The organism is Paraconexibacter sp. AEG42_29, from assembly GCF_040581415.1.
Classification (GTDB): domain Bacteria; phylum Actinomycetota; class Thermoleophilia; order Solirubrobacterales; family Solirubrobacteraceae; genus Paraconexibacter.
The window spans coordinates 2527972-2550452 of sequence record NZ_CP114014.1; the positions used below are offsets into that span (position 1 = coordinate 2527972).

The 22481-nt window shown below is 73.6% G+C and carries 24 protein-coding genes and 1 riboswitch; of the genes, 18 read left to right on the top strand and 6 right to left on the bottom strand.

Translation table 11 applies throughout. From position 1 onward, the window contains the following. The first annotated feature begins 44 nt into the window (after nucleotides 1-44). From DSM112329_RS12200 to DSM112329_RS12230, 7 genes are all read left to right on the top strand, one after another. Nucleotides 45-1724 (top strand): proline--tRNA ligase, encoded by a 1680-nt coding sequence (locus DSM112329_RS12200; protein WP_354702089.1) that lies wholly within the window; start codon nucleotides 45-47, stop codon nucleotides 1722-1724. A 15-nt stretch (nucleotides 1725-1739) separates the two neighbouring features. Then, nucleotides 1740-2423, top strand: coding sequence for a CDP-alcohol phosphatidyltransferase family protein (locus DSM112329_RS12205; protein ID WP_354702090.1), 684 nt, complete (start codon nucleotides 1740-1742; stop codon nucleotides 2421-2423). A 65-nt stretch (nucleotides 2424-2488) separates the two neighbouring features. Further along, entirely contained in the window at nucleotides 2489-2758 is a 270-nt protein-coding gene (locus tag DSM112329_RS12210; protein WP_354702091.1) for a hypothetical protein, read from the top strand. 27 nt (nucleotides 2759-2785) lie between these two features. After that, on the top strand, nucleotides 2786-3265 hold the full coding sequence (locus DSM112329_RS12215; RefSeq protein ID WP_354702092.1) for an FHA domain-containing protein: 480 nt from the start codon (nucleotides 2786-2788) through the stop codon (nucleotides 3263-3265). Continuing rightward, nucleotides 3265-4071 (top strand): MerR family transcriptional regulator, encoded by an 807-nt coding sequence (locus DSM112329_RS12220; protein WP_354702093.1) that lies wholly within the window; start codon nucleotides 3265-3267, stop codon nucleotides 4069-4071. Before DSM112329_RS12215 ends, DSM112329_RS12220 begins: the two co-directional genes overlap by 1 nt. Before the next feature lie 5 nt (nucleotides 4072-4076). Further along, the gene (locus DSM112329_RS12225) at nucleotides 4077-4598 is read left to right on the top strand and encodes an adenine phosphoribosyltransferase (RefSeq protein WP_354702094.1); all 522 of its coding nucleotides are present in this window, start codon (nucleotides 4077-4079) and stop codon (nucleotides 4596-4598) included. Between the two features lie 15 nt (nucleotides 4599-4613). Continuing rightward, nucleotides 4614-5072: an SRPBCC family protein gene (locus DSM112329_RS12230; protein ID WP_354702095.1), complete on the top strand. Its 459-nt coding sequence runs from the start codon at nucleotides 4614-4616 to the stop codon at nucleotides 5070-5072. A 27-nt stretch (nucleotides 5073-5099) separates the two neighbouring features. Here the strand turns inward: DSM112329_RS12230 and DSM112329_RS12235 are convergent, their stop codons facing one another. Beyond that, nucleotides 5100-6194 carry a hypothetical protein gene (locus tag DSM112329_RS12235; protein ID WP_354702096.1) on the bottom strand — a complete coding sequence of 365 codons (1095 nt, stop codon included), beginning with the start codon at nucleotides 6192-6194 and terminating at the stop codon, nucleotides 5100-5102. An 82-nt stretch (nucleotides 6195-6276) separates the two neighbouring features. Between DSM112329_RS12235 and DSM112329_RS12240 the strand changes: the two genes are divergently transcribed. After that, entirely contained in the window at nucleotides 6277-6690 is a 414-nt protein-coding gene (locus DSM112329_RS12240) for a PaaI family thioesterase (RefSeq protein WP_354702097.1), read from the top strand. A 6-nt stretch (nucleotides 6691-6696) separates the two neighbouring features. On the opposite strand, the gene DSM112329_RS12245 is transcribed toward DSM112329_RS12240, so the two are convergent. Continuing rightward, complete coding sequence (locus DSM112329_RS12245; protein WP_354702098.1) at nucleotides 6697-8430, bottom strand: NAD+ synthase; 1734 nt, start codon at nucleotides 8428-8430, stop codon at nucleotides 6697-6699. A 119-nt stretch (nucleotides 8431-8549) separates the two neighbouring features. Between DSM112329_RS12245 and DSM112329_RS12250 the strand changes: the two genes are divergently transcribed. Further along, nucleotides 8550-9104, top strand: a complete 555-nt coding sequence (locus DSM112329_RS12250) for a sigma-70 family RNA polymerase sigma factor (RefSeq protein WP_354702099.1) — start codon at nucleotides 8550-8552, stop codon at nucleotides 9102-9104. A gap of 40 nt (nucleotides 9105-9144) precedes the next feature. Here the strand turns inward: DSM112329_RS12250 and DSM112329_RS12255 are convergent, their stop codons facing one another. Beyond that, on the bottom strand, nucleotides 9145-9804 hold the full coding sequence (locus DSM112329_RS12255) for a hypothetical protein (RefSeq protein ID WP_354702100.1): 660 nt from the start codon (nucleotides 9802-9804) through the stop codon (nucleotides 9145-9147). Between the two features lie 85 nt (nucleotides 9805-9889). Here DSM112329_RS12255 and DSM112329_RS12260 point away from each other — a divergent pair, with 85 nt between their 5' ends. The 4 genes from DSM112329_RS12260 to DSM112329_RS12275 all read left to right on the top strand — a co-directional run bounded on the left by DSM112329_RS12260 (nucleotide 9890) and on the right by DSM112329_RS12275 (nucleotide 14033). Beyond that, on the top strand, nucleotides 9890-11026 hold the full coding sequence (locus DSM112329_RS12260; RefSeq protein WP_354702101.1) for an amidohydrolase family protein: 1137 nt from the start codon (nucleotides 9890-9892) through the stop codon (nucleotides 11024-11026). A gap of 76 nt (nucleotides 11027-11102) precedes the next feature. Then, nucleotides 11103-11302, top strand: a riboswitch (cyclic di-AMP (ydaO/yuaA leader). Between the two features lie 11 nt (nucleotides 11303-11313). Further along, nucleotides 11314-12033: a septal ring lytic transglycosylase RlpA family protein gene (locus DSM112329_RS12265; protein ID WP_354702102.1), complete on the top strand. Its 720-nt coding sequence runs from the start codon at nucleotides 11314-11316 to the stop codon at nucleotides 12031-12033. Between the two features lie 137 nt (nucleotides 12034-12170). Next, on the top strand, nucleotides 12171-13232 hold the full coding sequence (dinB, locus tag DSM112329_RS12270) for a DNA polymerase IV (protein WP_354702103.1): 1062 nt from the start codon (nucleotides 12171-12173) through the stop codon (nucleotides 13230-13232). 27 nt (nucleotides 13233-13259) lie between these two features. After that, nucleotides 13260-14033, top strand: a complete 774-nt coding sequence (locus DSM112329_RS12275) for an alpha/beta fold hydrolase (RefSeq protein ID WP_354702104.1) — start codon at nucleotides 13260-13262, stop codon at nucleotides 14031-14033. 25 nt (nucleotides 14034-14058) lie between these two features. On the opposite strand, the gene trxA is transcribed toward DSM112329_RS12275, so the two are convergent. Next, on the bottom strand, nucleotides 14059-14802 hold the full coding sequence (gene trxA / locus DSM112329_RS12280; protein ID WP_354702105.1) for a thioredoxin: 744 nt from the start codon (nucleotides 14800-14802) through the stop codon (nucleotides 14059-14061). Between the two features lie 20 nt (nucleotides 14803-14822). On the opposite strand from trxA, the gene DSM112329_RS12285 reads away from it, so the two are divergent. From DSM112329_RS12285 to DSM112329_RS12295, 3 genes are all read left to right on the top strand, one after another. Further along, nucleotides 14823-15611 carry an alpha/beta hydrolase gene (locus tag DSM112329_RS12285; RefSeq protein WP_354702106.1) on the top strand — a complete coding sequence of 263 codons (789 nt, stop codon included), beginning with the start codon at nucleotides 14823-14825 and terminating at the stop codon, nucleotides 15609-15611. A gap of 88 nt (nucleotides 15612-15699) precedes the next feature. Then, the gene (locus tag DSM112329_RS12290) at nucleotides 15700-16530 is read left to right on the top strand and encodes a thioesterase family protein (RefSeq protein ID WP_354702107.1); all 831 of its coding nucleotides are present in this window, start codon (nucleotides 15700-15702) and stop codon (nucleotides 16528-16530) included. 31 nt (nucleotides 16531-16561) lie between these two features. After that, nucleotides 16562-17275 carry a hypothetical protein gene (locus DSM112329_RS12295; protein ID WP_354702108.1) on the top strand — a complete coding sequence of 238 codons (714 nt, stop codon included), beginning with the start codon at nucleotides 16562-16564 and terminating at the stop codon, nucleotides 17273-17275. A 378-nt stretch (nucleotides 17276-17653) separates the two neighbouring features. Here DSM112329_RS12295 and DSM112329_RS12300 read toward each other — a convergent pair whose 3' ends face one another. After that, complete coding sequence (locus DSM112329_RS12300) at nucleotides 17654-18277, bottom strand: DedA family protein (protein WP_354702109.1); 624 nt, start codon at nucleotides 18275-18277, stop codon at nucleotides 17654-17656. A gap of 47 nt (nucleotides 18278-18324) precedes the next feature. On the opposite strand from DSM112329_RS12300, the gene DSM112329_RS12305 reads away from it, so the two are divergent. Both DSM112329_RS12305 and DSM112329_RS12310 read left to right on the top strand, forming a co-directional pair. Further along, entirely contained in the window at nucleotides 18325-18465 is a 141-nt protein-coding gene (locus DSM112329_RS12305; RefSeq protein ID WP_354702110.1) for a hypothetical protein, read from the top strand. Continuing rightward, the gene (locus DSM112329_RS12310) at nucleotides 18462-20984 is read left to right on the top strand and encodes a S8 family serine peptidase (RefSeq protein WP_354702111.1); all 2523 of its coding nucleotides are present in this window, start codon (nucleotides 18462-18464) and stop codon (nucleotides 20982-20984) included. The genes DSM112329_RS12305 and DSM112329_RS12310 overlap by 4 nt, the downstream gene beginning before the upstream one ends. Here DSM112329_RS12310 and DSM112329_RS12315 read toward each other — a convergent pair. Next, the gene (locus DSM112329_RS12315; protein WP_354702112.1) at nucleotides 20968-22449 is read right to left on the bottom strand and encodes an MFS transporter; all 1482 of its coding nucleotides are present in this window, start codon (nucleotides 22447-22449) and stop codon (nucleotides 20968-20970) included. The two genes, DSM112329_RS12310 and DSM112329_RS12315, sit on opposite strands and share 17 nt — an antisense overlap. Nucleotides 22450-22481: the final 32 nt, after the last annotated feature.

Genomic DNA, 22481 nt, shown 5'->3' on the forward strand with positions numbered 1-22481 from the left:
CGACATCACCGGGTGGGGGGCGCGATCCGTAGGCTGTCCTGCAGATGCGTCGCTCCACCCTGTTCCTGCCCACCGAGCGCCAGCCGCCCGCCGATGCGGAGGCGCTGTCGCACAAGCTGATGGTTCGAGCCGGGCTGGTGCGTCAGCTCGGCGCCGGCCTGTGGAGCTGGCTGCCGGCGGGCTGGCGCGTGCACCAGAAGGCCGTCCAGATCATCCGCGAGGAGATGGACGCCATCGGCGGCCAGGAGCTGCTGCTGCCGGTCATGCACCCGCGTGAGCTGTGGCGCAAGACGGGCCGCGACCAGATCGAGGAGCTCTTCACGCTCGAGGACCGCAAGGGCTCCGAGATGGTCCTCGCGATGACGCACGAGGAGGCGGTCACCTTCCACGTCGGCGCGGCCGTGAAGTCCTACCGCGACCTGCCGCTGACGCTCTACCACTTCCAGGTCAAGGAGCGCGACGAGGCCCGCCCGCGCGCGGGCATCCTCCGCACGCGCGAGTTCATCATGAAGGACGCGTACTCCTTCGATCGCGACGAGGCCGGCCTCGACGTCCAGTACCAGGCGTTCCGCGCCGCCTACAAGGCGGTCTACGAGCGCACGGGCCTGGAGTGGTTCGAGTGCCAGTCGGACGTCGGCATGATGGGCGGCACGGTCGCGCACGAGTACATGGCGCCCTGCCCCGCGGGGGAGGACGACGTCGTCCTCGCGCCCGGGTACGCGGCGAACCTCGAGGTCGCGTCCGCCGACCCGCAGCCCGTCGCGCTGCCGGACGACGCCGAGCTCACCTCGGTCCAGACGCCCGGCACGACGACGGTCGAGGCGCTGAGCGGGGCCCTCGACCTGCCCGCCGGCGCGCTGCTGAAGGCGTTCCCGGTGATCGTGGCCGACGACGGCCGCCTGGTGCTCGTCATGGTCCGCGGCGACCACAGGGTCAACCCGGTCAAGCTCCAGAACGCGCTCCGCTCGGCGTTCCGGCCCGCCGGCACCGAGGAGATCGCGGCCCAGCTCGGCCCGGCCGGCTTCATCGGCCCGCACGAGGCGACCGTCGAGACGCTGTACGACGACGCGGTGGGGGACGGGCCGTACGTGATCGGCGCGAACGCGGCCGACGCCCACCTGCGCGGCTTCCGGCCGCCTGCCGACGCGGCGCGCGCCGACGTGCGGTCCGTCGAGCCCGGCGACACGATCGGCGGCGAGACGGTGCGGATCGTGACCGCGATCGAGATCGGCAACATCTTCAAGCTCGGCACGCGCTACACCGACCCGCTCGGCGCCACCTACCTGGACGTGGACGGCAAGCCCCAGAAGATCGTCATGGGCTCGTACGGCATCGGGCCGGCCCGGATCGCGGCCGCTGCCGTCGAGCAGTTCGCGGACGAGAAGGGCATCTCCTGGCCGCTCGCGCTCGCCCCGTGGGCCGTCAACCTCGTCTCGCTCGGCAAGGCGGGCACGCCCGAGCGTGCCGCCGCGGACACGCTCTACGACGAGCTGCGCGCCGCCGGCATCGAGGTGCTCTACGACGACCGCGACACCGGCAACGGCGAGAAGTTCGCCGAGGCCGAGCTCCTGGGCTGCCCGGTGCGCCTGACGCTCGGCAAGCGCTCGCTGGACTCGGGCGTGGTCGAGGCCCAGATCCGGCGCGGGCTGCAGGACGTCGACGGGGGCGTCCCGCTCGACGGCGCCGCCGCGGCCGTCAAGGCGCTGCTGGAAACGGTCGCCTGAGGGTACGTGCCAGGGATGAGCGACGACGAGACACCCGCCTGGCGCAACCCGCAGCTCACGCTGCGTCGCTTCAGCGGGCTTGACCGCAGCGGTCCGCCGCCACCGGCGACGCTCGCGGGAGCGCCGCTCAACCCGTGGACGATCCCGAACGCGATCGGCCTCGTCCGCGCGTGCGGCATCCCGATCTTCCTGTACCTGTCGTTCACGTCGGGCGACGGGACCGACCTGACCGCCGCGATCATCTTCGCGCTCGTCGCCTGGGGCGACCAGCTCGACGGCATGGCGGCCCGGGTGACGGGCCAGTACAGCCGTCTCGGCGCCATGCTCGACCCGATCCTGGACCGCGTCCTGATCGTCAGCGGCGTCATCGTCTGCTTCAACTACGACCTGCTGCTGCGGTGGGCCCTCGCGATCCTCGTCGCCCGTGAGCTGTTCATGCTCGCGGTCGGGCCGGTCGCCGTGAAGCGCGGCGTGGACCTGAAGATCAACTGGCCCGGGCGCTGGAGCGTCTGGCCCCTGATGATGGGCATCGGCTTCGGGCTGATCGACCTGCGGACGCTCGGCTCGATCGGCCTGCTCCTCGGGGTCGCGCTCTCGCTCTGGGCCACGGCGCTCTACGCGGTTGATGCCCGGCGTCAACTTGCCGATGACACCGGGAGTGGGGACGCGAGTCCCCGTGCACCCTCAAGCTCAACTTGAACCTGGGGCCCGAGCCGCTGGTATGCTCGCGCAGCCCCGCGCAAACAGAGGAGATCGTCGCGCACATGGAGACTTTCCCGGACCTTGGCTCACTGACCGATCAGGAGCTCAAGGACCTCATTCAGAACCTGACCGAAGAGGAGATCGACATCTCCTACAAGCGCCGCATCCTCCACGGGAAGATCGACATCCTGCGCGCGGAGCTTGTCAACCGCCTGCGCAAGAAGCACGAGGGCGGCGAGGACGTGATCACGGGCGCCGACGTCCAGCGTCTCACGGACATCCTCTCCGGCCGCGCGGCCGCGTCGGCCGCCGACGACGACGCCGCGAGCTGAGCGCGAGCGGACTGGGGGCTGATCGCGGTGGCCATCCACTGCCCGGAGTGCGGGTTCACGAACATCGACGGGGCCAACTACTGCCAGAAGTGCGGGAGTTACCTCGGCGATCGCGCCCCCGAGGATCCGTCTGCCGAGCCGCAGACCGCGACCTACCGCGTCGGCGAGACCGGTGAGTTCATCCCGATCGACGTCGGTGACGTCGTGGAGGCCGAGGGCGCTGCGATCGTCATCCGTGCCGGCGGCGGACGGGTGGGGGAGTCCTTCCCGATCCACGCCGACCGCCTCGCGATCGGCCGCCGGCCCGACTCGGACGTCTTCCTCGACGACGTCACCGTCTCCCGCGACCACGCGCTGCTGGTCCGGCGCGGCGACGTGTACTACCTCGACGACCTCGGGTCGCTGAACGGGACGTACGTCAACCGCAAGCGCATCGAGTCCGAGCAGCTGCACGACGGCGATGAGCTCCAGGTCGGCAAGTACAAGCTCACGTTCCTCGCGCGCTGATGGCGCTGACCGACCCCGTCCCCTCCCGCGAACGCCCGCCGGACGCCGCGGAGTCGCCGCGGGCGAAGGCCATGACGATCGGCGCGGTGTGCAAGGCGCTCGAGCAGGAGTTCCCCGACATCTCGATCTCCAAGATCCGGTACCTCGAGGACCAGAAGCTGCTCACCCCGCGGCGCACGCCCGGCGGCTACCGGCTCTACGCCCAGACCGACGTGCAGCGGCTGCGGACCATCCTGCGCCTGCAGCGCGACGAGTTCCTGCCGCTGCGCGTCATCCGGCAGGAGCTGGCGGCCGGCCGCGAGGCGGCCACCGCGGCCCCCGCCCCCGCCGCCGCCCCGGAGACCGGCGACCCACCCACGGACCCGCGTCCGCGGCGCCGCGTGAGCATGTCGGTCCAGGGACGCGGGGCGTCGTACTCGCTGGAGGACGTCCTGGAGGAGACGCAGGCGCAGGCCTCCCTCGTGGCGGAGCTCGAGGACTACGGCGTGATCCGCGGCGAGATGCGCGGCGGCGTGAAGTACTTCGACGAGACCGAGCGCGAGATCATCCGCGCGGTCACGGAGCTCGCGCGGTACGGCGTCGGCGGCCGCAACCTGCGCGCCTTCCGCACGTCCGCCGACCGTGAGGCGGCGCTGCTGCAGCAGATCCTCGCGCCCGCGCTGCGCTCGCGGAACGTCGACCGCCGTAAGGAGGCGCTCGACGCGCTCGAGAACCTCGCCGCGGTCACCACCCACCTGAAGCACCTGCTGCTGATCCGGGACCTGCGCAAGATCGTCGGCCCGCCGCTCACGCCGCCCGACCGCTGACCGCCATGGACCTGCGCAGCTTCATCCGCGACATCCCGGACTTCCCGGAGCCGGGGATCGTCTTCCGTGACATCACGCCGCTGCTGGCGGACGCGGCGGCGCTCGACGCGGCGGTCGCCGGCCTCGCCGACATCGCCCGGCCGCTGAAGCCCGACGTCGTCATCGCCGCCGAGGCGCGCGGCTTCGTGCTCGGCGCCGCGATCGCCCGCGAGCTCGGTGCCGGCTTCGTCCTCGCGCGCAAGCCGGGCAAGCTTCCGCACGACACCACGAGCGCCGAGTACGCGCTCGAGTACGGGCGCGACACGCTCGAGGTCCACACCGACGCCATAACGCCGGGCTCGCGTGTCCTCGTGCACGACGACCTGCTCGCGACGGGCGGCACCGCCGGCGCGCTCTGCGCCCTGGCCGAGCAGCTCGGCGGCGAGGTCGTCGCGTGCGCGTTCCTGATCGAGCTCGGGTTCCTCCCGGGCCGGACGTCGCTCGCACCGCACGCTGTCCACGCGCTGATCGTCGACGACACGGAGTAAGGGAGAGACCACGACGTGCCCAAGATCAGCCGGAGCCGCACCATCCCCGCCGACTCGACCGCCGTCTGGTCGGTCGTCGGCGACCCGTACAACCTGCGCCGCTGGTGGCCGCGCGTGGAACGGGTCGAGCAGGTGAGCGACGGGCAGTTCACCGAGGTCCTGCGTAGTGAGCGCGGCCGCGCGATCCGTGCCGACCACCGCCTCACCCAGATGTTCGAGGAGCGCGAGATCACCTGGGAGCAGGAGATCGAGGACACGCCGTTCGCGCGCGTCATGACCTTCGCCTCGACGTCGATCACGCTCGAGGCGACCGGCGACGGCCGGACGAAGGTCACGATCACGCGTCAGCAGACGATGCGCGGCTGGGCCCGGTTCGGCGGCGGCATGATGGTCCGCCGCGCGACGGCCCGCGTGCTCGATGACGCCCTCGAGCACCTCGAGGCCGACATCGCGGACCTGCTGGCCAAGTCCTGACGGCGCCGGGGCGGCGCCGCCGCTCGCTCAGGTGGGCTTGACGATCGGGCCCGCGACGACCACGGTCGTCGGCGCCTTCGGATCGGTCCCGGCGGGCTCGCGGGAGACGACGAGCTCCTTGTAGGTGTAGATGTCCTTCAGCGCGGTCCGGATCAGGTTCGCGGTCTCGATGCCCGCGGCCTTCTCCTTGGCGTCCTTCGAGGCCTCGGCGGCCTTCTCGATCTGGTCCGGGTCGGCGCCGGTCACGAGGCGGCCCTTGTCGGCGCCGGAAGCGGCCACGCCGGCGCCCACGAAGCCCAGGCGGACGGCCTTGGCCTTCGAGGTGTACAGCCAGACGGCGTAGTTGAACTTGCTGCCGTCGGTCGCCGGGAAGCCCTGGCCGTTGATGCCGAGGACGCGGGTGTTGCCCTGCTTGAGGACGAAGCCGGCGGCGACCGTGTCCTTGTTGGCGGTGGACGTCATCGGGATCTGGACCTCGATGCCGCCGTTCGGGTCGGTGGGGGCGGCCGCCCCGGTCCCGGTGTCGGTGCCTGCTGCGCCGGCGCCGGCGGCCGCGCTGGTCTGCGTGGCGACGGGGGTGTCGTCAGAGGACGCCGAGTCGTCGTCGTCGTCGCCGCCGAGGCGGGAGACCGCCAGGACGACCAGGACAGCGACGATCGCGGCCGCGCCGATGAGCAGGATGATCCCGCCGGTCTTGGAGGACTGCTCCTGGCGCTCACGGGCCGCGCGACGCGCGGTGACGGCCTCGAAGGCCTCCTCGGTCTCGACGGCGTCGGCCGGGATCTCGGGCAGGCTGTCGCCGGCGAGCCCGCGGACCTCGGCCGCGACGGCGCGCGCCCAGGAGCGGCCGGCGGCCGAGCCCTCGAGGAACGCGCGGGTGGCGGCGCGCGCGGAGGCGGACTGCTGCGAGAGCAGGTAGTCGGACACCTCGTCCTGACGCTCTGGCGAAAGGCCGTCGACGTTCTCCGGCCCGAGCGCGTCGAGGGCGTTGAGCGCCCGGTCCCGGACGGCGCGTGGCTCGAGGCGGAGCAGCGCTGCGAGGTCGTCGTAGCTCTTGCCCTGCTTCAGCAGCAGCTGGAGCGTGGCCTTCTGGTCGGCGGGAAGTTCGTCGAGACGGCTCATCGACCGACAAGCCTAGTCCGGAGCGCCCGGTGCTGCGGCGCAACCTCCCCTGCGCGCGTGCGCGCATAGACTCCGCGGCCTCATGGACTTCGAGCCCGCGATCCCGTACGAGCAGACCTTCGACGCCCTCTACGGGCTGCAGCTCGGCGAGGTCACGCCGGAGCGGGTCACGGCGACCGTCGAGGTCAGCGATAAGGTCAAGCAGCCGATGGGGCTCGTCCACGGCGGCGTCTTCGCGTCGATCGCCGAGTCGATCACGTCGATCGGCACCGCGCGGGTCGTCATCGAGGACGGCATGTCCGCCCAGGGCCTGAGCAACCAGACGTCGTTCCTGCGCCCGATCTTCGAGGGCACGATCCACGCGACGGCGATCCGGCGCCACAAGGGACGGACCACATGGGTCTGGGAGGTCGAGATCACCGACGACGCCGGTCGCCTGTGCTCCCTGATCCGCATGACGATCGCGGTGCGGCCCCTGCCCACCGCGCCGGTCTGACCCGGGTCAGCCGCGCCAGCGGCTCGTGATCGGCAGCCGCCGGTCGCGCCCGAACGCCCGCGGGGTGATCTTCACGCCGGGCGGCTGCTGGCGGCGCTTGTACTCCGCGAGGTCGACGAGCCGGACGATGCGCCGCACGGCGTCCTCGTCGTGTCCCCGCGCGATCAGCGCGTCCGGGCCGAGGTCCTGCTCGACGTAGCCCTGCAGGATGGGGTCCAGGACGTCGTAGGGCGGAAGGGAGTCGGAGTCCTTCTGGTCCGGGCGCAGCTCGGCGGACGGCGGCCGCGAGACGATCGAGTCCGGGACCGGATCGCTCGCGTCACGCGCGCGACGCCACGCGGTGAGCTCGTACACCAGCGTCTTGGGGACGTCCTTGATGACCGCGAAGCCGCCCGCGCTGTCCCCGTAGAGCGTGGAGTAGCCGACGCTCATCTCGGACTTGTTGCCGGTCGTCAGGACGATCCAGCCGAACTTGTTCGACAGCGCCATCAGCAGGTTGCCGCGGATGCGCGCCTGCAGGTTCTCCTCGGTCAGGTCGGGCTCGCGGCCGGCGAAGACCTCGCCGAGCAGCGCCTCGTAGGTGAGCATCGGCTGCTCGATCGGCAGGTCCAGGCACTGGACCCCCAGGTTCGCGGCCAGCTGTCGCGCGTCGCCCTGGGTGCCGTCGGAGGAGTAGCGCGAGGGCATGACCGCGACGCTGACCCGGTCGGCTCCGAGCGCGTCGACGGCGATCAGCAGGACGAGGGTCGAGTCGACCCCGCCCGAGAGGCCGAGGACGACGCGCTGGAACCCGTTCTTGGCGATGTAGTCGTGGACCCCGAGCACGAGCGCCTCGTAGACCTCCTGCACGGCGGGCGGGCGGACGGCGATCGTTCCGGCCTGCGCGTGGCTCGTCGCCGGCGCGAGGACGTGGTCGGGTGCCGCGGTGGTGAAGGTGCCGCCGTGCTCGTAGACCGGCGGCTCCTCGCGGGCGGCCAGCCGCGGGCGGGTGTCGTGGAGCCGGGCGCTGCCGGCCGCGTCCGTGTCGACGTCGCACACCAGCAGCGCGGGCCGGAACTGCGGCGCCCGGGCGATCGGCAGGCCGTTGTGGTCGACGACGACGGACGAGCCGTCGAAGACGAGCTCGTCCTGGCCGCCGACGAGGGCGCAGAAGGCGACGGCCGCGAGGTTGTCCCGTGCGCGCTGCGCGAGCATCGTCTCGCGCGCGGAGGCCTTGCCGGCATGGAAGGGCGACGCGGAGATGTTGAGGATCAGCCGCGCGCCGGCGAGCGCCTCCGGGGTCGCCGGTGCACCCGGCATCCACAGGTCCTCGCAGATGGTCAGGCCGACGGTGACGCCGTCCACCTCGATGACCATGGGCATGGTGCCGGCCTGGAAGTAGCGCAGCTCGTCGAAGACGCCGTAGTTCGGGAGCCGGAGCTTGCGGTAGATCGCGCGGACGCCGCCGTCCGCGATCACGGCTGCGCTGTTGTAGACGTCGTCCGCGCGCTCGGGGAAGCCGACGACCGCGACGATGCCGTGGGTCTGCGCGGCGATCGCCTCGAGCTCGGCCCGGGCGGCGGCCAGCAGGTGCTCCTTGAGCAGCAGGTCCTCGGGCGGATAGCCGGTGATCGCCAGCTCGGGGACGAGGATGATTGCCGCCCCGGCGGCGCGGGCATCCGCGATCGCACCCTCGATCAGGGCGCGGTTTCCGGGCAGGTCGCCGACGGTCGTGTTCAGCTGGGCGAGGGCGATCCGCATGGGCGCGGGATTGTCGCAGCATCGACTCATTGAAGACCTTGTTCATCTTGTGTAAGGTTGGGTAACAGCGTGTTGAAGGTTGCTACCGCTTCCCCTCACTTCCATTGGATTCCGCCGCCATGAACCTTGCCGATCACACCACCTTCTCCCGCGCCTACGACGAGCACCACCGTGGCGTCTACGGGGCCGCGTACCGCATCCTGGGCAACCAGGCCCAGGCTCAGGACGTCGTGCAGGACGTCTTCGTCAAGGTCTGGCGCAGCCCGGCCAAGTTCGACGCCCGCCGCGGCGAGCTCGGCAGCTACCTGCGTCTGATGGCCCGCTCGCGCGCCCTCGACCTGTGGCGCGAGGGCCAGGCCGCGGGTCGCGCCGGGGACCGGCTGAAGCTCGTCGTCGCCCACGACGAGGCCCGCGTCGAGGAGCGGCCGTCGGCGATGGTCGAGCGCGAGGGCGACCGCTCGGCCGTGCAGGAGGCGCTGCGGCAGCTGCCCGAGGCCCAGCGCGAGGCCGTCGTCCTGGCCTACTGGGGCGGGCTGACCGCCGACCAGATCGCCAAGCGCGCCGGCGTCCCGCTCGGCACCGCGAAGAGCCGCATCCGCCTCGGGCTCACCAAGCTCCGCGACGACCTGCTGGCCGAGGGCCGCATCGGCGCGCTCGTGGCCGACGCCGCGTAGCGCCCGGCGGCCCCGTCCATGCGGGGCGCCCGTCCGTCTCTCAGTTGCGGGATGCGCGCAGCCGCTTGGCCTCGAGCTCGATCCGCTCGCGCGTCGCCCCGTCGATCGGCAGCTGCAGCCGCAGGTCGCACGCGTGCTCCGCGTTCGCGAGGTCGCCGGCCAGCCAGGCGTCGACCGCGAGCCCGTTGAGCAGCGCGAAGGCCAGCTGATGTCCGCAGCGGCGCACGAGCGGGGTCGGGACGGCGTCACCGGTGAGGATCGGCCGCGCCGGATGCGCGAGGTCGAGCGCGACGGGGCCGGCCGGTCCTGTCGGGCCGCGGAAGACGAGCAGGTGCTCCTTGCCGCTGGCACTGACGCCGAACCGCAGTCCCGCGCGCGCTGCGACCTCGGCGCCGATGACCACGAGCAGGAGCGGGTCGGCACGCAGGTCGGCGACCGCCATGTCGACGCGGAACGCGCGGGTGCCGTGGCCCGTGGGGGCGCGGTCGATGTCGCACAGGGCCGCCCGCAGCGCGGTCGCCTGCGCGAGCGCGTCCTGGCCGCGTGCCGGCATCGCCTGCAGCGCGCGAGCGTCGAGGTCGTCGTCGACGCGGCCCGTGGTCGTCGCCCCGAACTCGGCGGCGAGGGCGAGCAGCACGTCCCCGAGTCCCGGGCAGGCCTGTTCGGAGATCGTGGACAGGAAGCGCGGGCGCGGGCTCATGAATGCCGACCCTACCAGTTGGTATTAGGGATACCTAACGAATGACGCCAGGCCGGCCGACGCAGGCGGCCAATAAGCTGGCCCGATGCCCGTCAACGGACTGCCGCAGGCGCGGTCGATCGCCGCGCTCCTGCGCGAGGACACCGGCGACCTCACCTGGCGCGACGCCCACCTGCACATCGGTCACAACGATCCGGACGGGGTGAAGGGGACGCTCGACGAGATCCTCGAGGGGCTCGACGCCGCCGGGCACGCAAGCGGGCTCGTGTATCCCATGCACGAGCCCGGCGGCTACCCGCCGGCCAACGACATGATCGCCGCGCAGGCAGCCGCATCGGCCGGCCGGCTCGACTGGCTGCTGCGCGTGGACCCGAACGCGGAGGGCGCCCTCGACGAAGCGCGACGCGGGTTCGCGGCCGGCGCCGCCGGCATCAAGCTCCATCCCCGCAGCGACGCGTTCGGGGTCCCGCACCCGGTCGTCGAGGAGCTCGTCGCGCTGGCCGGGGGCCGACGCGCCCCGGTCCTGCTGCACGCCGGGCGCGGGATCCCGAACCTCGGACTGGCCTGCGCCGACCTGGCGCGGCGCTACCCGGAGGCGCGGATCGTGCTCGCGCACGCCGGCATCAGCGACCTCGGGCTGCTGGCGGGCGCGGCGGCCGAGCTCCCGAACCTGCTCTTCGACACCTCGTGGTGGCTCGCGCCCGACCTGCTGGCGCTGGTGACGAGCATCCCGCCGGGTCAGATCCTCTACGCGAGCGACATGCCGTACGGGCCTGGGCTGATGGCTGCGTTCCTGCTGCGGCGGTGCGCGCGGCAGGTGGGCATCGACGGCGCCGCGATGGCGTCGATGGCCGGTGGTCAGCTCGCGCGCGTCATCGCGGGGGCGGACCTCGAGGACCACGGGCCGGCGCGGGGCGAGCACGGCCTCGGGCCACGCCACCCGGCGCTCGAGCGCGTCATCGCCCATGCTGCCGCGGCGGTGCACGTCGCGATCGCCGAGGCCGACCCGACCGAGCCGCTCGCGCTGGCCCGTCTGGGTTGCCAGCACGAGGCCGGCGCGGACCTGGCTCCGCTGCTCGACCTCGTCGACGGCCTGCTGGCGCTGGCGCTGCGCCAGTACGCCGAGGCGCCCGACGAGCGGTTCGCGATCATCCCGGCGGTTGCGTCCGCGATCGCGCTGGCCGCCACGCCCGGCGTCGCGGTGCCGCGCGCCCCGATCTGACGCACGGCGTCGCACCTCATTGCTGTGTGACCAGCAACACACAAGCTGCAGTTGCGTTCGCTACGCTGAGCGAACAACTGTTCGATCGCCGAGTCGTCTCCCATCCATGCGGGGACGAGCGGGGGACCCACTACCGGGGCTGCGCAGAGCAGAACCGGATGGGGCGAATCGCCGGCTCTCTGCCGGTGTAGCGGCACGACCACGACACGCACGGTGCGTGACGGGTGGTGTTGCGAGCCCGACAGCTAACCCCGTAGGCGACATGACACAGAAGGAGGTCGACCTCCATGAGGCCGACGAACATGTCCCGTGCCCGCCTGACGGCCGGCGCGACAGCCGTCTGCGCCACGCTCGCCGTGGTGCCCACCACCGGCGCAGCCGATACCACGCGCGCCGCATCATCCGCGAAGGCCACCGGCGGTGCTGCGAAGCAGCAGACCAAGCGCGAGCGAAAGCGCACGCAGGCCAGCGTCTGGGTCCAGCAGGTCGGGCGCAACGTGACCATCGGGCGGACCACGTCCGTCCGCGGCAAGCTCCAGCCCTCGCTGCGCGGCCGCGTCGTGCGCCTGCAGGTCCGTCGCGGCAACGGCTGGTCGACCGTCGACCGGACGCTCACGCGTCAGGGCGGCCGGTTCAGCTTCGCCTACAAGCCGCAGCGTCCCGGGGTCCTCACGCTGCGCGTGCAGTTCCCCGGCGACCAGTTCGACAAGCGGACCGCGCGGGCGGCCGGCCGGATGAACGTCTTCCGCCGGGCGTACGCCTCGTGGTACGCGCTGTACGGCAACCCGCTCGCCTGTGGCGGCACGCTCGGCTACAACGAGCTCGGTGTCGCGCACAAGACGCTGCCCTGCGGCACCAAGCTGACGCTCCGGTACCGCGGCAAGTCCGTGCGCGTGCGCGTCATCGATCGCGGCCCGTTCGTCGGCGGCCGCGAGTTCGACCTCACGGGCGCCACCAAGCGCGCCCTCGGGTTCGGCGACCTCGGGACGGTCCTCGCGACCAAGTAGGGCCGCGGCTGCGCGCCGCCGCGACCTGCGGCGGTCTGCGCGGCCGGACCCGACATCACCCCGGGACGACCCTTCCGCATGGTGCGAACGTCTGTTCGCACCATGCCGTCCTGGGCGGCACGTAGCCTGTGACGCGCGTGCCCCCGGTCATCGCCCACCTCGACATCGACGCGTTCTACGCGTCGGTGGAGTTGCTCCGGCGCCCTGAGCTGAAGGGCCGGCCGGTCGTCGTGGGCGGATCCGGGCCGCGGGCCGTCGTGACCACCGCGAGCTACGAGGCGCGCCGGTCCGGCGTCGGCTCGGCGATGCCGATGTCCCGCGCGCGCCGCCTGTGCCCGGAGGCGGTGGTCATCCCGCCCGACTTCCCGGCCTACCGCGAGCAGTCGGCCGTCGTGATGGGCCTGGTCCGCGGGGCCGTCGACGAAGTCGAGGTCATGGGCCTCGACGAGGCCTACCTGGACCTCACAGGCCTGCTCTCGCCACGAGCGAGCATGCGCCGGCTGGTCACGCAGATCCGCGCGGCGACCGGGCTCGACGCCTCGGTCGGCATCGGCCCCAACAAGCTCGTCGCGAAGGTCGCCTCCGAAGCCGAGAAGCCCCAGGGGTTCGTCGTCCTGACCCGCGAGCAGGCGTGCGTCCGGTTCGCCGGATCCCCGCCGCGCCTCGTGCCGGGGATCGGCGCCAAGACGGCGGAGCGGCTGGACGAGCTCGGGATCACGACGCTCGCCGCGCTTGCTAAGGCCGATCCGGACGTGCTCACCGGCGCCTTCGGCCCGCGGCAGGGTCCGTGGCTCGCCGCGCGTGCCCGCTTCGAGGGCTCGACGCACGTGGAGGCCGTCCGGGAGGCGGTGTCGGAGTCCCGCGAGACCACCTTCGACGTCGACATCACGGTGCGCGACGAGCTCGAGGCGCAACTGCACCGGCTCGCGGACCAGCTGTGCAAAGGGCTGCAGAAGCACGAGCGGGCGGGGCGGACGATCGCCATCAAGGTCCGCCTCGACGACTGGACGACCGTCACGCGCGCCCGCACCATCGCGCACGCGACGAACGAGGTCGAGCACGTCGGCCAGGTCGCTCTCGAGCTCCTGCGCGAGTACGCCCCGCCGCGGCCGGTGCGGCTGCTCGGGGTCCGGGTGGCCTCGTTCGGCGGGACCGAGGAGCCGGCCCCCGAGCCCGTGCAGCTCGCCCTGCCTGTCTGAGCCTGGGCGTCGGTAGGGTCGCCGCCCATGGACCTGCACTTCACCCGCGGCGGCACCGGCGAGCCCCTGCTCCTCATCCAGGGCATGAGCGGGACGCACAAGTCCTGGGGCGACGAGTTCCTCACGGCGCTCGCGCCCGACTTCGACGTCGTCGCCTACGACCACCGCGGGATCGGGCTCTCGCCGGCGGTCGACGAGGGCTTCTCGATCGTCGACCTCGCCGACGACGCCGCAGCGCTCCTGGACCGGCTCGGCTGGGAGTCCGCGCACGTCCTGGGCATCTCGATGGGCGGCATGGTCGCGCAGGAACTCGCGCTGCGCCACGGCTCCCGCATCCGCAGCCTGACGCTCGGCTGCACGTACTGCGGCGGACCGCAGTCGGTCATGACAGGGCCGGAGACGATGCAGAAGCTCGGCGCCGCAATGACCTCCGGCGACCGCGAGCTGGCATTCCGCGCCGGCTACGAGTGCAACGTGTCAGCGGGCTATCGCGCCGACCCGGCCCACTTCGAGGCGTTCCGGCAGATGGCCCTCGCCGCACCGGCGAAGGTCGCGACGATCATGCTGCAGATGCAGGCGATCGCCGGGCACGACACGAGCGCACGCCTGCCCGGGGTCGACCGGCCGACGCTGGTCCTCCACGGCACCGAGGACCTGATGCTGCCCGCAGCCAACGGCGAGCTCATCGCGTCGCTGATCCCAGGTGCCCGGCTCGAGCTGTGGGACGGCGTCGGTCACATGTTCTGGTGGGAGCAGCCGGAGCGCAGCGCGGCGGCGCTGAAGGCCCACGCCCTGGGCTGAGGGCGGGCCGGCCCTGCCCGCCCCGTTAGTAGAGCGCGGCGGCCAGGCGCTTGCGCGTGTCCCGTGCCAGCGGGTCGTCGACGCCGAGCTCGTCCAGGACGCCGACCACGATCGCGCGCAGCTCGTCGCGCTGGGCCGGGAAGCGCTGCACGCGGTCGATGAGCAGGTCGAGGGCCTCCTCGCGGCGCTCGTCGTCGAGCGCCGTCAGCGCGGCACCGAGGTCGAGCTCGGGATCCGCGGCCAGCCGGATGCGGGCGATGAGCCCGTCCGCCTGGTAGCTGCCGCGGACCTTGCCGAGCACCTCGAGCGCCGCCGTGTCCTCCCCGCGGCCCAGAAGGATGTGGGCCAGCGCCAGCGAGGCGTCGGCCCGGCCCGGCTCGGCTGCGAGCGCGCCGCGAAGGCTCTCCTCGTCCCCGGCGGCGACCAACACCGCCGCCTTCGACGGCACGAGCTTGGCGAAGAAGCGCTTGACCTCGGCGGGCGGCTGCGCCCCGACGAACTCGTCGACGACCTTGCCGTCCACGAACGCCTTGACGGCCGGGATGCCCTGCACGCCGAAGGACTGGGAGATGGCGGGGTTCTCGTCGGTGTTGACCTTGGCCAGCACGACGGAGCCCTCCGCCTCGGCGGCGGACCGCTCGAGGAACGGGGTCAGCTGCTTGCACGGGCCGCACCACGGCGCCCAGAAGTCCACCACGACGGGCATCTCATGCGACCGCTCGATCACGTCGCGCTGGAAGTCGGCTTCGGTCGTGTCGATGACGGTCATCCCACTAGGTTAGGCCTCGCATGCCTGCACCTGCACTTCACGTGTCCGAAGCCGGCGAGGGCCCGGCCGTCATCCTGCTCCACGGCCTGACCGCGTCGCACCGCTACGTCGTCATGGGCTCGCGCTCGCTGGAGCGTGCCGGGCACCGGGTGATCGCGTACGACGCCCGCGGCCACGGCGCCAGCACGCCGGCCGACGAGTACACCTACCCCGCGCTCGCCGACGACCTACGGCAGGTCATGGACGACCACGGCATCGACCGGGCCGTCCTCGCCGGGGCGTCGATGGGCGCGCACACCCTGCTGCGGTTCGCGCTCACCGACCCGGGACGCGTGGCCGGCCTGGTCGTCATCACGCCCGCCTTCCACGAGGACGCCGCCCCCGACCTCGAGCGCTGGGACCGGCTGGCGGACGGCCTGCGCACCGGTGGCGTGGACGGGTTCGTCGCCGCCTACGGGGAGCCGGGCGTCCCCGAGCAGTGGCGCGACACGGTCGTGAAGGTCCTGCACCAGCGCCTGGCACAGCACGAGCACCCCGCTGCGGTGGCGGACGCCCTGTCGCAGGTGCCGCGCTCGCAGCCGTTCGACGTCGTCGCCGATCTCGACGCGCTGCCGGACGTCCCGACGCTGATCGTGGCCGACCGCGACGACGCCGACCCCGGGCATCCGCTGTGGGTGGGGGAGGCCTACGCGTCGACGGTCGCCGGCGCGCGGCTGGTGGTCGAGGACGAGGGCAGCTCGCCGATCGCGTGGCAGGGCGGGCGGCTGTCGAAGCTGATCGCCGGCGTCGTGGCCGACGCCGACTACTGAGGCCGACTAGCCTGGCGCCCTCGATGATCCCGACCTCGTCCACCCGAACCGCGAGCTGCGGCGCCGCCGACCTCGGAAAGGGCCTGCGATGAGCGGTTCGCGCGCCCCGTTCCCCGAGGTCACCGCGGATGCACCGCTGTTCCGCCGCGAGCGCGAGGTCTTCGTCCCGACGGCTCACACGCGCGGTCCGTGGGATGCCGGCCAGATGCACGGCGGAGCGCCCACCGCGCTGGTTGCGCAGCACCTCACGGCGCTGGCGGGCGAGGCGCGCCTGGCGCGGCTGACGTTCGAGTTCCTCGGGCCGGTGCCGATCGCGCCGGTCCGGGTCGCGACCTCGGTGCTCAAGCCGGGCCGCAACTTCCAGCTGCTGGAGGCGACGCTGAGCGACACCGTCGGGCGGCCCCTGCTGCTGGCGCGGGCGGTCGCGCTCGCTCCCGGGGAGGTCGCGCTCCCGGGTGCGGCGGCCCCCGTCCCGCTGGACCCGCCGCCGGCACCCCCGGCCGACGGGGTGCTGTCCCCGTTCCCGGGACTGGACGATGCCCCGCCGGAGGGCATGCACCGGACGGGGATGGAGCTGCGCTTCATCGCCGGCAGCGTGGCGGAGGACGGGCCCGCCCGCGTGTGGATGCGGCTTCCGCGCGACCTCGTCGACGACGAGCCTCCGTGCCCGGCCGCGCGCGTCTGCGCCGCCGCCGACTTCGGCAACGGGGTGAGCCGCGTCGTGGGGTTCGGCACGCACCTCTTCGTCAACACCGACCTCACGATCACGCTCCTGCGCGAGCCGGCCGGCGAGTGGGTCCTCATGGACTCCGTCACGAACATCGAGCCGACCGGCGTCGGCTGGGCGGCGTCCACGCTGCACGACGAGTCCGGGCCGATCGGCCATAGCCACCAGACGCTGTTCGTCCGCGCGCGCTGACCGGCGGGCGGCGCGGGATAGTGTGATGAGCATGAGCGGCGGGGCCCAGGGCACACTCAGGCGGGCGGCGGGCCTGCTGCGGGACCGCCAGCAGGCCGCAGCGTTCCGGCGCGCGGTCGTGGTCGCGGCCCAGCCGGGCATGGTGACGGTCGGCGATCTGCGCGGTGGCGGCTTCGAGGTCCCGGGCCAGGCGCTCGGTCCCACGAGCGTCGTCTACGTGGCGGGGGCCGGGTCCGACGGCGGCGTCGCCCCTGGGATCGTCGCGCGCTTCGGCTGCACGGTGAACCTGTACGACGCGGACCCCCGTGCCGCGGAGCACGTCGCGCGTGTCGCCGCCCGGGAGCCGCGGGTCGCGTTCCACCCGGTCGCACTCTGGGACGCCGACGTGACCGTGACCGTCCACGCACCGCGGCTCGGCGGCTACCAGGCCCACCGGCCCAGCGACCTGCCGGGGTCCCACGAGTCCTTCAGCGCCCCGGCGCGGTCGCTGGCCGACGCGCTCGCCACGGACGGGCACGATCACGCGGACCTGCTGTGCGTCGCGGTCGACGGCGCCGAGTACCGGCTGGTGGACCACATCCTGCGCGCGCCCGTGGACGTGCGGGCGCTGTGCCTGCGCTGGGCGCAGCCGGCCCCGCTGGAGCGGGTGCTCGAGTCCCTGGGCCGCCTGCGCGGCGCAGGCTTCGAGCCCGTCGCCCGGTCGGGGGACGCGACGGCGTGGAAGACCACGCTCATCCGCACCTGACGGCCCGCCGGCCTGGCCAGTGGCGGATCGCACGGCTGGGACGCGGGTGGATCGTCATTCACCGCGGGTCGGCCGGGGGAGTGGTGGATCGCACGGCTGGGACGCGGGTTGATCGTCATTCACTCGTCTCGCCGTCGGCGGGCGCGGCGCGGCGGGGCGCGGGCGCCGACGGGGTCGCGGGAGGGGGTGCTCGATGTGCCACCACGTACCGCCCGCGCACGTGGTGGCACATCGGGCACCGCCCGGCCCGTCGGTGGCGTGTTGCACGGCTCCGGATCCAGTGGATCGTCATTCACCGCGGGTCGGCTGGGTGAGTGGTGGATCGCACGGCTCCGGGGCGGGTGGATCGACATTCACCCGCGTGTGCGGGCCACGGGGTCACCCGGCGTCGCGGGCGCGTGAGCGGCGGCGGACGATCAGCGCCAGGACCACCACCGCGCAGACCAGCACCGCGCCGGCACGGCCGAACGTCGAGGACGCGCCGTCGACCGAGCCGGCGAACGCGTAGCCGATCAGCACGTAGGACCAGCCCCAGACCGCGACGCCGAGCGCGTCCCACGCGAGGAACCGCCGGCCCGTCATGGCGCTCGACCCCGCGAGGAAGGGTGCGAACACCCGCACCGGGCCCACGAACCGGCCACCGACGAGGACGACGCCCCCGCGGTCGGCCAGCAGCTGGTGGACGTGGGCGATCCGCCGTCGCGGGATGCGCAGCCGCAGCAGCAGGCCAGGTCCGTAGCGCCGTCCGAGCCGGTAGCTGCACCCGTCGCCGATCATGCCCGCGACCCAGACGATCGCCAGCAGGGCGACCAGGTCCAGCGAGCCGCTGCCGGTGCTGGCCGCGCCGGCGACCGCCAGGACGGCCTCGCCGGGCGACAGGATCCCGAGGCCGACCGAGGTCTCCAGCAACACCACGCCGGCGACGATCGCGTACGTCCAGTAGCCGGCGCTCTCGGCGAGGTCGCGCAGGACGGCGAGGGGATCCGGCAGCCAGTCCAGCACGTCCGGCCCACGATGACCTGGTCGCGCCGGGACGATGTCACGCGCTCGTGAACCGGCGCCACCGGATCGCCGCCGACCGCGCCGCGGAGGACGCGACGCGGTTCGCGCCGGTCCACGACCGCGCCACGAGGGAGGTCACCCGCCGGGTGGCCGTCCCGCTCCGCGCTCGTGGCATCATCGGGTCATGACGCCGAGGGCCCTGTTGGCAGTACTCGCCCTCGCCGCCGCGGCCCCCGTCGCGGGCGCCTCGGCGGCCACCGCCGTGGCGGCCGCTCCAGCAGCAGCAGCGGGCGGTCCCGTCCCGGCCCGGTCCGCGCCGATCGAGTCGGCACTGCGCGACCTCACCGCTCCGCAGGCCACCGGCAAGGCCGCGGCGCCCGGGCGCGCGACCGGGCTGCAGGCCCGCGCCGGACGCGTCCTCATCGACGTGAGCGTCGACGGCACCGCGACCGCTGCGGCTCGCCTGCTGCGCGAGCTCGGCATGACGGTCACCGCGACGAGCGACGCGCTGCCCTACGCGGCGGTCGAGGGCTGGCTCGAGCCCGGGCGCCTGGACCGTGCCGCTGCGCTGCCCGTCGTCCGCGCCATCGAGGCGAGCTGGGCCCCGGTCGCCGACGTCGGGCCGGTCACGACCCAGGGCGACGCGGCGCACCGCACCCCGCCCGTCCGGGCGCTCGGACCCACGGGCGCGGGGGTGACGGTCGGCGTCATCTCCGACTCCTTCGACTGGCAGACCGCGGACGCCACGTTCCCCGCGGGCGGCGAGTTCACGAGCGCCGTGGCGATCCTCACCGACGACGATGCGGCCGGGCAGGACGAGGGCCGTGCCATGGGCGAGATCGTCGCCGACCTCGCCCCGGACGCGACCCTGAAGTTCGCCAGCGGCCGCGGCGGATCGGTGGCCAAGGCCGCCGCGATCGACCAGCTGGTCGCGGCGGGCGCGCGCATCATCGCCGACGACGTCGTGTACCTCTCCGAGCCGTTCTTCCAGGACGGCCGGATCGCGCAGCGCGTCGACGCGGTCCGCGCCGCCGGGACGGTCTACCTCGCCTCGGCCGGGAACCGCGCGCGCCAGAGCTGGGAGGGCACGCTGAGCCCCGGGGCCGACGGCTACCACGACTTCGGCGGCGGGGACACGACCCAGACGCTCGCGACCGTGCCGCCGGGCGCGACGGTCACCATCGAGCTGCAATGGGCCGAACCGTGGGGCCGTGCGGCGACGGACGTCAACGCGATGCTCGTCGACAACGCCACCGCGGCCGTCCTGGCCAGCGCCGGCACGGTCAACCCGCCGACCGGCAACCCGCGCGAGCGCGTGGAGTGGAAGAACACCACCAGCGACCCGGTCGTGCTCGGGCTGCGGATCCGGCGCGCGTCCGGCACGGGCACGCCGCTGCTGAAGTGGATCCAACAGGACGACATCGCCGGTAGCCCGGTCGCCGAGTATGCGACGCGCTCGGACACGATCAACCCCGAGGCGGCATCTGCCAGGGGCGGGCTCGCCGTGGCGGCGGTCCGCTGGAACGACCCGGGCACCGACACGCCGCAGGCGTCGAGCTCGCGCGGGCCGAAGACGCGGCTCTTCAGCGCGAGCGGCGCACCGCTGCCCGTCCCCGAGGTCCGCGCAAAGCCGGACCTGGCCGCCGCCGACTGCGTGGCGACCAGCGTCGCGACGCCGCGGCCGTCGAGCTACCTGACCTTCTGCGGCACGAGCGCCGCCGTCCCGCACGCGGCCGGGATCGCCGCCCTGCTGCGGTCGGCGAGGCCGCAGCTGACCGCCGACCAGGTCGTGGCGATCATGACCAGCCCCGCGAACGCGATCGACTGCACCGCGTCGGCGGGGGTCCCGGACAGCGACTGCGGCGCCGGCTTCGTCCTGGCCGACCGCGCCTTCGGTGCGCTCGACACGACGCCGCCGACCGTGACCGCGGCCGTGACCCCGCCGGCGCCCAACGGGAACAGCGGCTGGTACCGCACCCCGCCGACCGTGACCTTCGCCGTCGGCGACCCCGAGTCGGCCGTCACGGGCAGCGGCTGCGAGCCCACCCCGGTCACCGCCCAGGGCTCGGTCACCGTGACATGCAGCGCGACCAGCGTGGGCGGGACCACGCGCGTGCCCGTCACGCTCAGGGTGGACACGGCCGGGCCGGCCGCGCCCGTCGTGACCGGGCTGCGTCCCGGGGCCACGTACCCGGCCAACGAGGTGCCGGCGGCCGTCGCCTGCACGGCGACCGACGCGACCTCCGGGATCGCCGGCTGCGTCGCGGGCCGGCCGGTCACCGCGAGGGGTCCCCGGCAGCTGCGCCTGCAGGCCACCGACGTGGCGGGCAACGTGACGACCGCATCGGTCCCCTACACGGTGGCGGCCGCGGTCGACCGGATCCGCCGGCCGCTGAGCACCGCGCTGAAGCCGACGCCCACGGTCGCGCGGCTGCTCGGCGCGACCGGGTACCGCGTCACCGCGCAGGGCGTCCCGGGCGGCCGCCTGACCGTGAAGGTGCAGCGCGGGGGGACGACGATCGCCACCGGCACCGCTGTGGCCCGCGGAGGGCGCGTGGCGGTCCGGGTCCGCGCCACGTCGGCAGGCGCGCGCAGCCGCGTGCGCCGCGCCCGTGGCCGTCAGGTGTCGGTCAGCGCGACGTTCGTCGCGACCAGCGGGTCGACCCCGCGCAGCACCGTGCGGCGGACGATCAAGAAGCTCCGCTGACGGGCGGCGTGGCCCCGCCGCCAGCCGCGGCCGCCGCGGCCGCCGCTGCCGCCGCGTCCCGCCGGGCCGGCAGCACGAGCAGGACCACGCACGTCACCGCGCCGAGCGCGCCGATCCCCGCGCCGACCGCGAACGCCCGTTGGAAGCCGTCGGTCAGCGCCTCCAGCGGCGGGACGCTGCCGCTCACGTCCGCGGTCCGCTGCGTGGCCACCGTGGCGAGCAGCGCCAGGCCGATCGAGCCGCCGACCTGCCGGAACGTGTTCACCAGGCCGGAGGCGAGGCCCGCCTCGGCCCGCGCGACGCCGGTCGTCGCCGCGATCGTCACCGGGACGAACGAGAAGCCGATGCCGCCCGCGCACAGCAGCGACGCCAGCAGGACATCCCCGAGGTAGGTGCCGTCGGCGTCGACCCCGGTGAAGAGCAGCATGCCGAGCGCGATGCTCGTCATGCCGGCGGCCAGCACCGGGCCGGGACCGAGGCGGCTCGTGAGGCGCGACGCGATCTGGGAGGCGGCGACGATCACCAGCGTCATGGGCAGGAACGCGAGGCCGGCCCGGATCGGCTGGTAGCCGAGGACCTTCTGCAGGTAGAGCGAGACGAAGTACCACATCGCGAACGCCGATCCGCCCATGCAGAAGACGACGAGGTTCGCACCGGTGACGGGGCGGGACGCGAAGATCCGCAGCGGCATCAGCGGCGCCTTGGCGAGGCGGCCTTCGACGGCGACGAACACGACGAGCAGCGCGGCCCCGGCGGCACCGACCAGCAGTGTCTCCGTGGACGCCCACCCGTGCTGCTCGGTGCCGACGATGGCGTACGTGAGGACCACCAGGCCCGCGGTCACCGTGAACGCGCCGGCGAGATCGAAGGACCTGCGCGCCGACGCCGCTGCCCCGGTCGCGCGGGGGACGAAGACGCGCAGCGCGGCCACGGCGACGACGAGGCCGACCGGCACGTTGATGAGCAGGATCCAGCGCCACGAGAGCGTCTCGGTGAGCAGCCCGCCGAGCAGGCCGCCGGTCGCGCCGCCGACCCCGCCCATCGCGCCCCAGAGGCCGAGCGCCCGGTTGCGCTCGGCCCCCTCGGTGAACGTCGTCGTCAGGATCGACAGCGTGGCCGGCGCGACGATCGCACCGCCCAGTCCCTGCGCCGCCCGCGCGGCGATGAGCATCCCGTCGCTCTGCGCGGCGCCCCCGATCAGGGACGCGACGGCGAAGAGGCCGATGCCGGCCACGAAGACCTCGCGGCGGCCCAGGAGGTCCGCGGCGCGTCCGCCGAGCAGCAGGAACCCGCCGAACGCCAGCGTGTACGCGTTGACGACCCACTGCAGCCCGGCGTCCGAGAAGTCCAGGTTGTCCTGGATCGACGGAAGCGCGACGTTCACGATCGCGACGTCGAGGATGACCATGAACTGGGCCAGGCAGCACAGCACGAGCGTGAGCGATCGGCGCCGGTCGGAGGTCACCCCCGTACAGTTGCACAAACAACCACTGTGAC